General features: G+C 43.1%; 13 protein-coding genes. 6 read left to right on the plus strand and 7 right to left on the minus strand.

Going from position 1 to position 15,472, the window contains the following annotated elements:
* Positions 1-16 precede the first annotated feature (16 nt).
* The 5 genes from MusilaSJ_RS11820 to MusilaSJ_RS11840 all read left to right on the plus strand — a co-directional run bounded on the left by MusilaSJ_RS11820 (position 17) and on the right by MusilaSJ_RS11840 (position 6,418).
* Positions 17-1,687 carry a M1 family metallopeptidase gene (locus tag MusilaSJ_RS11820; RefSeq protein ID WP_274990132.1) on the plus strand — a complete coding sequence of 557 codons (1,671 nt, stop codon included), beginning with the start codon at positions 17-19 and terminating at the stop codon, positions 1,685-1,687.
* 13 nt (positions 1,688-1,700) lie between these two features.
* The gene (locus MusilaSJ_RS11825) at positions 1,701-3,365 is read left to right on the plus strand and encodes a M1 family metallopeptidase (RefSeq protein WP_274990133.1); all 1,665 of its coding nucleotides are present in this window, start codon (positions 1,701-1,703) and stop codon (positions 3,363-3,365) included.
* Between the two features lie 237 nt (positions 3,366-3,602).
* Entirely contained in the window at positions 3,603-4,346 is a 744-nt protein-coding gene (locus tag MusilaSJ_RS11830; RefSeq protein ID WP_274990134.1) for a head GIN domain-containing protein, read from the plus strand.
* Between the two features lie 167 nt (positions 4,347-4,513).
* A complete protein-coding gene (locus tag MusilaSJ_RS11835) occupies positions 4,514-5,536 on the plus strand; it encodes a proline iminopeptidase-family hydrolase (RefSeq protein WP_274990135.1) in 1,023 nt (340 codons plus the stop codon).
* Between the two features lie 42 nt (positions 5,537-5,578).
* Positions 5,579-6,418, plus strand: a complete 840-nt coding sequence (locus MusilaSJ_RS11840; protein ID WP_274990136.1) for a DUF2911 domain-containing protein — start codon at positions 5,579-5,581, stop codon at positions 6,416-6,418.
* 239 nt (positions 6,419-6,657) lie between these two features.
* Here MusilaSJ_RS11840 and MusilaSJ_RS11845 read toward each other — a convergent pair whose 3' ends face one another.
* The 3 genes from MusilaSJ_RS11845 to MusilaSJ_RS11855 form a co-directional block, all read right to left on the minus strand.
* Positions 6,658-7,383, minus strand: a complete 726-nt coding sequence (locus tag MusilaSJ_RS11845) for a DUF2490 domain-containing protein (RefSeq protein ID WP_274990137.1) — start codon at positions 7,381-7,383, stop codon at positions 6,658-6,660.
* Positions 7,384-7,603: 220 nt separating this feature from the next.
* Positions 7,604-8,629, minus strand: coding sequence for a lipid A deacylase (locus MusilaSJ_RS11850; RefSeq protein ID WP_274990138.1), 1,026 nt, complete (start codon positions 8,627-8,629; stop codon positions 7,604-7,606).
* 10 nt (positions 8,630-8,639) lie between these two features.
* Positions 8,640-10,364, minus strand: coding sequence for an ArnT family glycosyltransferase (locus MusilaSJ_RS11855; RefSeq protein ID WP_274990139.1), 1,725 nt, complete (start codon positions 10,362-10,364; stop codon positions 8,640-8,642).
* Positions 10,365-10,514: 150 nt separating this feature from the next.
* On the opposite strand from MusilaSJ_RS11855, the gene MusilaSJ_RS11860 reads away from it, so the two are divergent.
* Entirely contained in the window at positions 10,515-10,994 is a 480-nt protein-coding gene (locus MusilaSJ_RS11860) for a DinB family protein (protein ID WP_274990140.1), read from the plus strand.
* Here MusilaSJ_RS11860 and MusilaSJ_RS11865 read toward each other — a convergent pair.
* The 4 genes from MusilaSJ_RS11865 to cfa form a co-directional block, all read right to left on the minus strand.
* Entirely contained in the window at positions 10,991-12,262 is a 1,272-nt protein-coding gene (locus tag MusilaSJ_RS11865) for a hypothetical protein (RefSeq protein ID WP_274990141.1), read from the minus strand. The genes MusilaSJ_RS11860 and MusilaSJ_RS11865 overlap by 4 nt on opposite strands.
* Positions 12,263-12,318: 56 nt before the next feature.
* Positions 12,319-13,827, minus strand: a complete 1,509-nt coding sequence (locus MusilaSJ_RS11870) for an FAD-binding protein (RefSeq protein ID WP_274990142.1) — start codon at positions 13,825-13,827, stop codon at positions 12,319-12,321.
* A gap of 6 nt (positions 13,828-13,833) precedes the next feature.
* Positions 13,834-14,118 carry a Bor/Iss family lipoprotein gene (locus MusilaSJ_RS11875; RefSeq protein WP_143020878.1) on the minus strand — a complete coding sequence of 95 codons (285 nt, stop codon included), beginning with the start codon at positions 14,116-14,118 and terminating at the stop codon, positions 13,834-13,836.
* A 203-nt stretch (positions 14,119-14,321) separates the two neighbouring features.
* Positions 14,322-15,437: a cyclopropane fatty acyl phospholipid synthase gene (gene cfa / locus MusilaSJ_RS11880; RefSeq protein ID WP_274990143.1), complete on the minus strand. Its 1,116-nt coding sequence runs from the start codon at positions 15,435-15,437 to the stop codon at positions 14,322-14,324.
* Positions 15,438-15,472: the final 35 nt, after the last annotated feature.

Consider the following 15,472-nt stretch of genomic DNA (forward strand, 5'->3'; position numbering starts at 1 on the left):
TGTTACAATTAAGTACATGAAAATAAAACAACTATATCTTGCAGCGCTCACCTTACTAAGCACTGCGACAATTAGCCAGCAGGCAAAGGCACAACTATTGAAAGAAAAAGAGCAGTTTACCCATGCCGATTCGCTTCGCGGTATGCTTACCCCCTTGCGTACCTGCTATGATATTAACTATTACCATTTAGATGTTAAGTTTGATATCGATAAAAAATTCATCAGCGGCAGTAACCAGTTTAAATTTACCGCCACGCAGGATTTTAACAAACTCCAGTTCGATCTGTTTGCTAACCTGAAAATTGAAAAGGTTGTTTATAAAGGTAAAGAGATAACCTTTACCCGCGATGGTAATGCGGCATTCATTACTTTCCCTCAAACTATAACTAAAGGCAGTAAAGATGAGTTTACCGTTTATTATTCGGGCAACCCAACAATAGCTATAAACGCACCCTGGGATGGTGGGGTGGTGTTTAAAAAAGATTCGTTGGGCAAACCCTTCGTAGCCACTGCCTGCGAAGGAATAGGTGCCAGCATTTGGTGGCCCACTAAAGATCACCTTAGCGATGAGGTAGACAGTATGATGATCAGCATCAGCGTACCTAAAGGTTTAAAAGATGTTTCGAACGGTCGCCTGCGTAAAGTAACCCAGCTTAAGGATGGGTACACCCGGTTCGATTGGTTTGTGGCTAACCCGATCAATAATTATGATGTGGTTGCCAACATTGCCGATTATGTTCATTTTGAAGATACCTACATGGGCGAAAAAGGCAAGCTCAGCCTCGATTACTGGGTGCTGCCTACAAGTCTCGAAAAAGCAAAAAAACACTTCCCCGCCAACGTAAAACCTATGCTAAAGGCTTTTGAACACTGGTTTGGCCCTTATCCTTTTTATGAGGACGGTTACAAACTGGTTGAAACACCTCACTTAGGTATGGAGCATCAAAGCGCCACGGCTTATGGCAACCGTTTTTTAAATGGATACCTGGGATATGATATGTCGGGCACTGGCTGGGGTACCAAATGGGATTACATCATTGTACACGAAAGCGGGCACGAATGGTTCGGCAACAATATAACTGATAAAGACCTTGCCGATATGTGGATTCACGAAAGTTTTACCTGTTATTCTGAATCTCTTTTTGTAGAGGATAACTGGGGCAAAAAAGCCGGACAGGAATATAACTACGGTTTAAGGCTCACCATTAATAATGACGGCCCTATAGTTGGCGTTTACAATGTAAACAAAGAAGGCTCGGGCGATATGTACTCTAAAGGTGCTGTGTTCCTGAACATGATCCGCACTATTATTAATGATGATGAAAAATGGCGTGGCATCCTGCGCGGGCTTAACAAAACTTTTTATCATAAAACGGTTACCTATGATGATGTATTAGGGTTTATCAACCAGCAATCAGGCATGGACCTTTCGGCAGTTTTTGATCAGTACCTGCATTACCGCAGTCTGCCCGTTCTTGAATTTACCAGTCATGAGAATAAGCTTTACTGCCGTTGGATAGCCGAAGCTAAGGATTTCAATATGCCTATCAGGATACGTGTAAAGGGTGGCGAATACAAATTTATCACCCCAACAAAACAAATGAGCCCTGTTGAAATTGCTGGTGCTACTAAAGACAATATCGAAATTGATTATTTAAATTACTACGTGGGTGCGCTCATGGATTAATCCCAATACATAAATGAAAAACAAACTACTGAATATATGCGCGTTGTCGATAGCAATTTTAGGCACCGCATTCCAGGTTACCCAGGCACAATTGGGCACCAACAGGCAAATATTTACCCGTGCCGATTCGCTTAGGGGCAGTTTAACAGCGCTGCGCACCTGCTATGATATTAACTACTATCACCTTGATGTGAAGTTTGATATCGATAAAAAATTCATTAGCGGCAGTAACCTGTTCAAGTTCACCGCTACCCAAGACTTTACTAAACTCCAGTTCGATCTGTTTTCTAATTTAAAAATAGAGAAAGTGGTTTATGAAGGCGCCGAAATACCTTTTACCCGCGAATTTAACGCAGTGTTTGTCACCTTCCCAAAAACGATAAAAAAAGGCAGCAAGGATGAGTTTACCGTTTATTACTCAGGTAACCCCACCATTGCCAAACGAGCCCCATGGGATGGCGGCGTAGTTTATGCTACCGATTCGCTTGGTAAACCTTGGATAGCAACGGCCTGCCAGGGTATTGGCGCCAGCATCTGGTGGCCTACAAAAGATCATCAGTACGATGAGGTAGACAGCGCCCTGATCAGTATCAGCGCTCCTAATGGTTTAAAAGATGTTTCAAATGGCAGATTGCGCAAAGTAACTGATTTGAACAACGGCTATACCCGCTTTGATTGGTTTGTAGCTAACCCTATCAACAATTATGACATAGAAGCCAATATTGGTGACTATGCTCACTTTGAAGGTACTTACCAGGGCGAAAAAGGCCCGTTAACGCTTGATTACTGGCCTTTAAGTTACAATGTTGATAAAGCCAAAAAGCAATGGGAGCTCGACGCGCCACGAATGCTCAAGTCGTTTGAATACTGGTTTGGCCCCTATCCTTTTTATGAAGACGGCTATAAACTGGTTGAAACCCCTCACCTCGGCATGGAACACCAAAGCGGCACAGCTTATGGCAACCACTATAAAAACGGCTATCTCGGTCGCGACCTTTCGGGTACAGGCTGGGGCCTTAAATGGGATTTTATTGTAGTACACGAAAGCGGTCATGAATGGTTCGGCAATAACATCACCTCAAAAGATGTGGCCGATATGTGGATCCACGAAAGTTTCACCAATTATTCCGAATCGCTGTTCATTGAAACCTACTATGGCAAGCAAGCCGGGCAGGAATACGTGAACGGCACCCGTAAAAATATCCGTAACGACAAGCCAATCGTAGGGCCGTATGGTGTAAACATGGAAGGTTCAGGTGATATGTATTACAAAGGCGGCAACCTGTTAAACATGGTACGTACCATCATCAACAACGATGACAAATGGCGCAGTATCCTCCGCGGACTTAACAAAACATTCTACCATAAAACCGTTACTTATGACGATGTCGTGGGTTATATCTGCAAACGGGCGGGCATGAACCTGGCGCCTGTGTTTGACCAGTACCTGCATTATAAAGATATCCCAACCCTGCAATTTGTAGTTAAAGACGGTAAGCTTTATTCCAAATGGCTGGCCAATGCCGATGGATTTAACATGCCGGTGAGGGTACGCGTTAAAGGCGGCGAATACCAGTTCATCAAACCTACCGATCAGTTTACCCCGGTTAAGATAGATGGTATCAACAAGGATAATGTAGAGGTGGATACATTCAATTATTACATTAAGGTTGATTGAAAGTTGATTGGGTGAATGGTTGATTCTTACCCCTGACAAAATAAAAAACAGGTGTCATGCTGAGCCTGTCGAAGCATCGCGGGTAGGGCCTCTGCGCGCGAGTCTTCGACAGGCTCAGACTGACAGGCCTTATTTAACCAACCACTCACCCACTCACCCCCACAAAAAAATCAGATCCCGTGCAACTTTCCTCCCCCTACCGGCGTCTAATTTGAAAACGAAACTAAAACAACTGTCATGAAATCAATCTCAAAAATATTATTAGCTGCAGCATTGGCAGCAGGAACAACTGGTTACAGCACTGCAAAACCATCGCACCCAATTGTTAAACACGCTGATCAAACCACGCAAGACCGTCATCTATCAGGCTTCAGTGCTATTGAGCTTGCAGGTTCATTTGATGTTTACTTTACACAGGGCTCAAACGAATCGGTAAAAGTCGAAGCGCCTTCGGATGTTATCGACAAGATCATTACCGAAGTTCAAGGCGGCGTATTGAAGATCTACAGTAAAAAAGGCACCAACTGGGATAACTGGAGCTTTGGCCGCAGCCGTAAAATGATTGTGCATGTGGTAGCTAAAGATATGACCAGCATTAACGTTGCCGGTTCGGGCGATGTTTATTTCAAAGATGGCATCAGCACTACCTCATTAAAATTAAAAGTTGTTGGCTCGGGCGATATGCTGGGCAAAGTGAACGCTAAAAACCTGGATAGCAGCATTTCTGGTTCTGGTGATATGAAACTTTCGGGCCGGGCCGATAATTCGAGAGTAAATGTTGTAGGCTCCGGTGATTTTACCGCCCGCGACCTGATCACCATTAACACCGAAGTGCACATAGCCGGTTCGGGCGATGCCACCATCAACGCCAGTAACAAAATTGAAGCTTCGGTGAGCGGATCAGGCGATGTGCATTATACTGGCGGTGCTAAAAATATTTCAAGCTCAAAAGCAGGTAGCGGCGATATTGAGAGAATATAAAAACCCAGCGAAATCCTTTCCGGAGAAGCACCTTGTTTAATATTTAGGAGCGTCATTGCGAATTAACAAAGCAATGACGCTTTTTTTATATATCCAATGAAGCTAATTTAGTGAGCTTCTTATTATCTTTATCTAAGATAATCACCTCCACCATTCCTATCGCTAACATGAAAAAGCTATTCTTCATCCTGATTGCTGCCTGCTTTTGCGCATGCAATAATCCGTCAAAACCAGCGGCAGATACCGCAACTGAATCATCAAACATTCCCTGCGAAATAAAAACCGGCGGTAATAAGCTCATTAAAGTTGCCGGTAAGTATAACGTATGGACGAAAAAAGTTGGCGACGGTAAAATAAAAGTGCTGCTACTGCATGGCGGTCCGGGTTTTTCACACGACTATATGGAATGCTTTGAAGATTTTTTGCCGAAGGAGGGCATTGAGTTTTATTATTATGATCAGCTTGGCTGTGGTAATTCGGATGCACCTGCTGATACCTCATTATGGAACATTCCGCGTTATGTTGAAGAAGTTGAAGAAGTGCGTAAAGGATTAGGACTTGATAATTTTTATATACTCGGACATTCATGGGGCGGTATGCTGGCTATGGAATACCTGCACAAATACCAATCGCATGTTAAGGGCGCCGTATTATCAAACATGACAGCCGGTGTTAAAGGCTATGTCGCCTATGCCGCCGAATTGAAAAAAAAGTTTTTTACGCCGCGTGATATCACTGTATTTGATTCGTTAGACAGGCTTAAACAATACGACTCGCCTCAATACAACGACCTGCTGATGAACAAACTATACACACAGGTAATCTGCCGACTGCCTTTAGAAAGCTGGCCCGAACCGCTATGGCGTGCCTTTAAAAAAGCTAATCATACCATCTACATACAAATGCAGGGCGTTGACGAGTTCCACGTAACCGGCAATTTCAAAAACTGGGAATTTTGGGATAAATTGCATGATATAAAAACTCCAATCCTTGTTTTAGGCGGTGTACACGATGAAATGAACCCCGAAGACATGAAAAAGGAAGGCCGTTTGTTGCCCAACAGTCGCACTTATCTATGCCCTAACGGCAGCCACATGAGCATGTACGATGATCAGCAAAACTATTTCAAAAACCTCATTGCTTTTTTGAAGGATGTTGACGCGGGTACATTCACTGCCGATAAAAAGTAGCACACCAATTATTAATCTTATATAACCACCACACACTTAATCATGAAAAAGTTATTTACCTGTATCATCACCATGATGATCTTCACTGCGGTAAATGTTTATGCGCAGTTAACGCCGCAACCCAGTTCAACCCAAAGTATTGTGCAGGATTTCGGCCTCGGCAAAATCAGTCTGGTTTACTCCCGTCCGGATGTAAGGGGCCGTAAAATATTTGGAGGCATGGAACCTTACGGAAAAGTTTGGCGCACGGGGGCCAATTCGGCCACGGTAATTAAATTTACCGACGAGGTAAGTATGGAGGGCAACAAGATCCCGGCGGGCGAGTATGGGCTGTTCAGCATTCCCGGCGAAAACGAATGGACCATCATCCTCAGCAAACAACCTAAACAATGGGGCGCGTATAACTATAAGGAAGCTGATGATTTTTTGCGTTTTAAAGTAAAAACAGAACATCTTAAGGTTTTAACAGAAACCATGACCCTCGCGTTCAGCAATGTAGCGGCAACTACCTGCGATTTGCAGATGATGTGGGAGCACAGCGGTTTCACGATCCACATGACCACCGATATTGATGCCAAGGTGATGGCCAGGATTGACTCGGCCATGAATACAGATAAAAAGCCATACTATGAAGCTTTGATCTATTATTACAACAATAATAAAAATCTGGACAAGGCCTTAGCCTGGGCAACCGAATTGGAAAAAGACAAGAACTTTCCGCCGTTTGTGCCCAAACTATGGAAAGCCCGGATCTTATTGAAAAAGGGCGATAAGGCGGCAGCTATAACTACAGCCCAGGAAGGTGCAAAAATGGCTGCCGATATGAAAACAGATGAGTACGTACGTTTAAATAATGAGCTGATTGCACAGGCGAAGAAGTGATGCATCGATATACTTATCATCGTTAAACAAAAAGACCTCGCCAGTGATATTGGCAAGGTCTTTTTATTGCGAAATAAGAAACAATCTTAAAAACGGCGGACTTGCGCGATTCCCCTCTTGAGAGGGGTGTAGGGGTGTGTCTCTGCTTTCAAAAAGCCAATCGTAGGTACACACCCCTGCTACCGCACAATCCCTTCGCGCCCCCTCTCAAGAGCATAGCCTTAGAAATCGCTTATTTATTAAAACCTTGTATAAAAAGCCAGCTGTGCTACATGATTTACCACATAAGCATCGGCTTGTTTAATGTATTGATTAAGATAACCCGCTTCGGCATCAAATGATTTGCTGAAGCGATAACCAACGGCTACATAAGCGCGGTTTTGATCAAAAAAGTGTTTATTTACCTTGTTCTTATTTTGCACGTTTACAAAAGCCTCGTTTTGCAGGGCGAGGAAAGTACCTTCTGTAAATACATCCGAATCTGGTTTCATTGGGATCACCGCGCGGGCAAAATACCTGAAACGCTGGGCAAAATAACGGTCATTTTTATTAGCGGCAGTATTCCCTAAAAAACGCTGCTCTAACCTAAAACGATGTGCCAGTTGCACATGTTTGGTAAGCTTATGGGTATATGTGTACTGCTGCCAGATGCGGTGTTCCGGGCGGAAAGTTTTATCGTCGCTGGCATTGCGGCCATAGGTAGCTATATAGGCATAACCCAAGGCTCCAACCTTGTTTTTGGCAAAATAATAATTAGCCGAAGGACGGAGCAGGATATGCTTTAGATAACTTACTTCATCATGCGAGCGCAATTGCCCGTCGAACGAATAGCCCCAATGTTCGGATAATTTTTGGCTGTGAAAAATAGCCGCCCAGCCCGAAAACTGGTTGTCTTGTGCAAGCAGCCTTGCAGGTGCCGCCAACAGTAGTACTGCAAAAATTAATAGTTGTTTTTTTAATTGCATGGATGATAAATATATGTGTTATAAAGGTTAACAAATTCCAATAACAGAAACTATGTCATTTCGATTGAGCAGCGGTGGTGCAAGCTCCGGGGCGAAAGAGAAATCTCCTACGCCATACAAAGCAATTACGCTCGGTTTAAAACAGGGCGTATAAGATTTCTCCTCACGCCCCACACATTTCCTTCAGTGTTCGTCGAAATGACAGTTTCTATATTTCAAATCAATCCTTAAACCTTACCAAAGTCTGGCGGCCCAGGTCAACCGTTATCCTGAAGGCCTCCTGATTGCTGCTGTACCCTGGTGTTTGGTGCAGGCTTAATATAAACTGTCCTTTTACCCGCTTGTATAAAAACGGCGTGTAAATAATATCAAGCCTGTTGTAAGTTTTCTTTTCAAAAAACGCGTCGCCATAAATAATGTGACTGCCCTGCCCCTTGTAAAATTCATCAAACAAAGCAAAACGTTTCCAGCTTAAATAAGCATTTGCTACAAAGCCTGCAGGTTTGTGAAAACCATCGACACCCCGTACCCGCTCAAACGACATCATGCCGCCTGCCTCAATAGATAACGAATCTAAAATGGTTTTATGACTTAAGTCGAGCCCCAATCTTATTTGTCCGCCACCATTATCCTGGATGTGGTCATCTGGTAAAAGCACCTCTGCTCCTGCATCATGCATCAGCAAAAAATAGTGCGATACATAAAAGGGCCCGGTTAAGGCTGGCCGATATTTACCCGAAAAGCCGAACAGGAACTGCTCGCGGTCGGTAACTGTTTGGCGGCTTACCCAGTCAATCCAGGCAGTTTCGGTAAAATGGGCATTATGAAAACGAGTAAGCAAACCCTCAACATTGGGGCGGTAGTAGCGTAATGTATCGTTCAATAAAGCCCGTGGATAATCATCCAGCAAACCCTCGCGCGGGAAAGCACCGGCATTGAACAGCCAGTTTTTACCGGTAAAGCTGTAATAGGCAACCGGGTTAACTTTCAAAAAATATGGTTTTGCGCCAAACTCGTGAATGCCGTTAACCCCCACAATAAAGTGGTTCATACTATCGATATTCAAGCCCAGGTCAAGCGCAGTACGTACGCCCGAATAGGTGCGTGAGCGGGCAACAAAGTCTTTATACTCACGGTTATCCATAAAGCCCAAACCGTTAAAATGGATATCAAGGCTACCCTGTGCAAGGGTGGCAGTAGTGGTTATGATCGAAAAAAGAACTAAAAAATATATCCGTTTAAACATAGTTGATTTATTATTTTACTGTAATGTTGATGATCTTATTATTACGGCCTCCCGGAAATGGTTCGGTACGGATGGAGAAGATCAGTTCGTACTTACCAGGTTGCATTGGGGCGGTCACGTTAAATTTAAAATGCCCGGTCTCGCCGGTTTTTAGTGAAATACGGTTAAACCTATCGTCAGATTGCTGCATACCTACCTGGTTGATACCCTTGAAAAAGCATGCCTCTAAAAACGCCTTGTGTTTTTGGTTGGTATTAGTAAAACTGATGGGAAAAGGGTATGGGTTTTTGAAAGTGAGATCAAAATCCTTTTTCTGTCCGGGCGCCAGGATTTCTTTATAAGATTCCACCTGAAAATCGATCTTCTGATAGGTGCGGACATCATCAACCCAGCCACCATACCAGGTACCTGCGTAAATTTTCATAGAATCGGTACTAATGGCGCGATCCGGAAAGGTATTGTTTACCACATAAACCCTTTTATGCTGAATGCTATCCTCAATAGGCCAGATATCATACTGAGTACGGCGATAGTAACGGGCATCGTAATCAAACCCACGTGTGGTATTGTTGTAGAAATTATATTTCGACGGGTTCTGGAACCCCTCGTTAAAAATCACAAAATTATCTCCGGCCTTTTCATGAATAAGATGGGCCCAATCTTTAAAACCAAAAAAGCTGCGCATGGCATCAACTTTTAACAAGGGAGGAAAAGCAATTATGAGCGCTACACGTAAGATAACTATCATGACAATATTGATCACAGCCAAGCGGTTAAACCATTTAGGTTTTGCCCCGGGCTGCGTAAAGCGGATAAGCACCATCATAGCCAGCGGAACGTAAGCGATCAGTGTCCAATGCAGTTGAACCTCTCCTTTAAACGATGTAAGGAAAAAGAATGCCAGAATCCCGATAGCGTTAACTAAAAGGGCCCGGGTAAAAGTATCCTGAACTTTTGCAGTAAACCCCTTATAAAATAATAGCCAGCCAATCAGCGGACCAGCCATCAGCAGTTGCCCTAAAGGGTACACGTAAGTATATTCAAAGTTATATTGCTCGTTTGAGCGTTCGGATAAGTGATAACTTAAGGATGGGAAGCCGTGTTTTGCCTGCCAAATGATATGCGGTGCATATAAAGCGAGTGCCAGCAATACAATGCCGTAAAAAGATCCCCGCTTAAGTAATTTTATATTAGATACAAGCGTGAAAGCAACCAACAAAATGCCATGGTACTTGCTATACAGCAGGCAAGCTATAACAACACCTAATATCATAGCCAGTTTTAAACTATCTTTTTCGATATACTGCTGATAAAAATAAAGGAACAGCACAGTGAAAAACAGCAGCGGCGCATCTGGGGTGGTAGTAAAACCATAAATATGGAATACAAAGATGCCCGAAATCACCAGTATAAAGTTAATGGCATCAACCTTATAGCGCTTTAGCATCATCCACATCAGGTATAAAGATGCGGTAGTACTGATCACCGTAAAGAGCCTCACCCCAAATTCATTATGAATAAGGCTGTAACCTGCTTTAATAAAAACGGCTACCATTGGCGGATGATCATAATACCCCCAGTCTAAAAAGCGGGAATAAACCCAATAGTAGGCCTCATCCGCATGGATCTCAAGGGTAAATGCCTGTACGGCATTTAGCAAAGCCCACAACAGTAAAAAATAAATTATTGGCTTGTTATATTTTACCGGCGTACTATTTAAAGAGGTATCCTGCATTAAAATGGATGAGTAAATGAATGGGCAAAGGTATGATAAAAGATATAAGCCATAAAACGTTGGCAGCGGCGATGTGATAATTTGACGAAAAACATACCACAATCTTCATAATTTAGCATGGCTGTTAAGCGTTAACCCTTCCCATATAAAATGAAACAAGAATTTGAAGTTATCAAAAAACCGCGCCTGATGCTGTTAAACGTTGTTAAAGATCTTAGCCCCGAACAATTTAACCACATCCCGGCAGGGTTTAATAACAACCTGATCTGGAACCTGGCGCATATGATTTCTGGCCAACAAGGTATTTGCTATACCCGCGCTGGTGTGCCCATTGTAGTTGATGACAAATACTATACCCCCTACCGCCCCGAAACAAAGCCGCAAGGTTTTATTAATGCCGATGATATTGCTGAGGTAAAAGAGCTGCTTATTTCAACTGTTGATAAGCTGGAGGAAGATTATCAGGCAGGTATTTTTGCAAACTATCAACCGATGACAACCCGTTATGGTGTTACCTTGAGCAATATAGAAGATGGTATTCGTTTTTTGCCTTTCCATGATGGTTTGCATACCGGTTATATCATGGCTTTGAAAAGAGCGGTTTTAGAGGAGATGAGCAAACTTGTTTAGTAAACAATTTTACTAAACGGGATCCCTATCGTTAACCCGATTGCTGTTTTATTGTAAGGCAATCGGGTATCTTTTAAGGAATTATTCATATCCTGAAGCAAAAGTTGTGCTTCAAAATTTATGGCCGGGACTCCTTTTTTATCGATCAATACAATAGGGATCCCGATGATAGAGTTGAGCGCCTTATAAGTCCCCCAGTTTTTTTCGATCCGGAAGCTAATGCCAACATGCGAGGTTCCGGGGATATACACCAACTTACCTGCCGCGAGGGGTGTTATAAAATTTTTGTATTGGCCTATGTACCGGTCGCCATTATTAATGGTGACGGTATTTGTTCCATCCAGTCCCTGTGCTCCTGTTACATCAGTACTGAATAGTGACCCACTTTGTACCGCGTTATTCACAAAACCTTTACCGGCAAAAGTTAAAAAGAACCTGCCCAATTTGGGGCTTTCCCAGAAACGGGTATGACTAATAAATAATTCGAGCGGATAATTGTAGTATCTGTTAACCTGTGTATTAACATCATTGCTCACCATAAATTTTTGTGGTATAACCGGGATGTAAACGCCCAGGCTTGTCCAGTTATCAGTTATGAGGTCATAATTACCTGTATTTACCAATAGATCTGATTGCTGTTCAGAAAATTGTTGAAGATAATCAGTGCGGAGCGAAGCGTAAAAAGTTTTCCTGAGTTTGCTTTTAACCTCAGTTAGATTCTGTCCAGATACCTCCTCCTGTTTCAAAAGATTAAGAGATAGCTCAAACTCTTCGGCTTTTTTTTTGATACTTTGAGCGATTGTATTTACCATTAATGCCCGGGCAGCATCCACCTCTTTCTTAAAATCACTATTGGCTGCATAATAAGTTTTCGGTTTTCCCATCCATGTTTTATGAATGGTAAAACCAAGTTGATTATCATAATACCTGTTAGCACTTTTTGCCGAATATGCGTTGGCAATATTTACCCTTGCTCCTACTACAACAAATGATCTTACCCAATCATCACTATCAATGGGCTGGTGAAAATTGTGATTGATGCTGATCGTCCCTTCGGCGGCATTGATATTAACATAGTTTTTATAGAGTGAAAGATCCTCGTTACCCGAGAGATAAGAACTCACTTTATTTGACAGGAAAATGTTCATCGCCTTGTTGGAGATCAACATTCCCTGTCCGTTACTATTAGGCCAATTGGTTACTTTATTGTTTATCGCTTTTATCTCATCGATAACCTGCCCAGTGGTCTGGGCTTTCAACTTCACCACGAAGCAACATACAAAGAGCAGACAGTATATTACTGCCTTCGCCGGATTTACATATTTCAGGCCAGCCCCCATTGCTGCGTAATTGGATTGGTAAAAACTTTTTGACAATCAGCATTGAGCAGAGTTTTCCGGGCGTTGATCCATCGGGTAGCTGCATCGCCATACATTCTTTGGATGCGTTGCGGGGTAATTTCGTTGGCTTTGCCCCAATGAAATGTAAAGGGGATATTTTCATGCTCAAGCATCAGCCATACCTGGGTATAAAAGTTATAAGCTTTGTCTGATAGCGGCGCGTCTAACTCCATAATGCAGGTATGTTCAAACCGGGTAAAGCCCAATGTGGCTTTGGTTTGTTTAACAAACCTGAATGAAAATACACCGCTGAAAGGGCCGATATCTTTATTGATCTTCAACATCAAATCGGCAACCCTTGGCGAAAGCTCTGCCGGGAAACCAATGGCAGAGCTCAATAGTTTGCCTCTTAACGTGGTATTGCTAAAAATTTCGCCCAGCGTACCAAAATGAGGATCAGTATTAGTTGTCATACTGGTATTTAACACCTTGGTAACTACAACCGGAACCAAAGCGGGCACAGCATCAGTAATAGTACCTATAAAACTGGCGGCATCATCTCCCGGGCCGATCCCTGCCGCATTATCAACCGGGGGCTGATAGTTGGTACGATACGGGCGCTTATACATAGTGGTTACAAAGGCCCCTTTGTCCAGATCGTACGGGTTAAGCAACACCGAAAAATGGCATGGACGCTCGTTGCCACATGGCAGCTTGTCGGTATCGCTAAAATCAAGTGTTGACATCATACCCTGAAGTTCGGCATCATAGGGCAATCGCTGTACATAAGTTTCTAATAAAAACAAGGGCTCTGTTTCCATTAATACACCATGTATAATACCAAAGCTCCCAAAACTCACCAAAGCGGCGTTGAAAAGTTCATCGTCCTGCACCAGTTCTGTCTGTAGCAGATCCATAAACCGTTGCGCTACAACGGGCGCGGAAGCCCTTTCCAACCAGATATGCCTGTCGGGACTTACTACAATATGGAGCCCTACTACAAAATCTGGTGTAGCACCAAAATCAAACGCCGAGCCATGAGTTCCTGTGCTAACCGCACCGGCTATGGTTTGTCCGTTGCTGGCGCCGGAAGTTTTAAGTGACATGCCCCTGTTTTTCAGAAACGCGCCGAGCTCCCAGATGCCATTGCCACTTTGTGCAAAAAGTAACTGTCCTTTGTTGCCTGTATAAGCCGGGTTTACGGCGGTATCTGCAACAGTAAACCGGGTATTAAGCGGCTTGGTATCCAGCATCACGCCATCTTTAACGGTAGCTATTTTTGTCCATGACCAGCCTGCGCCTAATGATCGTAACGGGGTATCGGTCTCAATAGCTTCTTTAATCAGGTTTTGAAGCCCTTTGGTAGCGTCATTATAACCTTCAAGGGCATCAAGATTGTCTTCGTTGCCCAATTCATACAGATCTTTAATTTGCTCTGTAAAAGTTTCGTGCCGGTTTTCCCAACTGCTGACCCCTGTTTTAATAACTTTCATAGCCGCTTATTTGATTACGCCATCTTTGGCGCAAGGTTTACCGCATTTCCACTCTACCCTTGCAGGGCTCCAGATACCTAAGGTTACAACAGTAAGCAAGGAATAACCAAAATTATTCTTCACCGTAACTTCGGCCATACCATTGGAGCCAAGGGAATCACATATAGGAGTAACGATTCGCTTGGGGCTTTGGATAGCCCCCCAAAAAAAGAAGTTTACATTCTGGTGCGATACCTCTGACCCAGCCTGCGCCTTTGTTTCGACACGGGCAGTGTAACAACTGCACAGCATTAATGAGATTAAAACAGCAGGGATAAGCTTCCTGTAAAAATACAGGGGCCTGTTCAAACGTGATGGCAACATATTGTAAGTATTTGGGAAATTTCCTAAAACACAATAAAGTAAATCCAAATACTTGATTTTCAAGCAAGTAAAAACACGTTTATTGAATACGTACTTTTACGTCATTTATTTGATTAATGAAAAGAAGGGGCTTATCTTATTGATTTGTACAATCCCAGATGCTTTGGCTTGGTTAAAACAATATGCCATAAATGGTTTTTTCTTGAGCGGAAGGATGCAGCGCTTGCACTAAGATAGTAGCGCCACATGCGGTAAAAAGTATCACCATATTTAGCATTAAGCTGCGGCCAGCTTTGCTCAAATTTTTTACGCCACTCCATACAGGTTCGGTCGTAATATATGCCGAAGTTATGCCAATCTTCCAAAATAAATAAGCCCTGCCATGCTGTTGAGAGCTGTGCTGCCGATGGCAGCATACCATTCGGAAATATGTATTTTGCAATCCAGGGATCGGTAACTTTAGTTGAGTAATTACCGCCTATGGTATGAAGCAGGCAAATACCGTCATCTGCTAAATTTTCGTTTACCCTTTCCATAAAGATGCGATAATTACGATAGCCAACATGTTCAAGCATCCCGACAGAAACTATCCTGTCGAATTTTTCATGTACATCGCGATAATCCTGCACCCTGATCTCCACAGGTAAACCTTTGTTAATCTCCTTTGCAATAATGGCCTGCTCTTCTGAAAGGGTTACACCAATTCCTTTTACGCCATACTTTTCGGCTGCATATTGAAGAAGACCGCCCCATCCGCAGCCTATATCAAGCAAGCTCATGCCGGGTTCCAATTTTAGTTTGCGGCAAATCAGATCAAGCTTAGCTTCCTGGGCCTCATCCAATGTTTGTGCAGTTTCCCAATAGGCACAGGAGTATATCATCCGCTTATCAAGCATCAACTCAAAAAGGTCGTTGCCAATATCATAATGTTTATGTGCAACCTCCTTAGCCTTTGATTTGGTTTGCTGATTACTAAATTTTGCCTTGAGAAAGTATTTAAGCGTATTTAAGTCGCGCGGGATCATTTTATCAACCCGGTGATACTGGACGCGGAAAAAGAATTCGTCAAGCGCTTCACAATCCCACCAGCCTTCCATGTAGGCTTCCCCAAAACCCAAGGACCCTCCTGCCAGCACACGATCATACAATTTAGGATTGTGTACCTGTAAGTCCCATGGGTTATTGCCATTCACGGTAATACCACCTGAAGCAAACATATTTGTAACAATCTCTTTTGATGATCCCATAGCTTTTTCCGGTTTATGCGGTGATAAAGATATTC

The organism is Mucilaginibacter sp. SJ (assembly GCF_028993635.1).
Taxonomy (GTDB): Bacteria; Bacteroidota; Bacteroidia; order Sphingobacteriales; family Sphingobacteriaceae; genus Mucilaginibacter.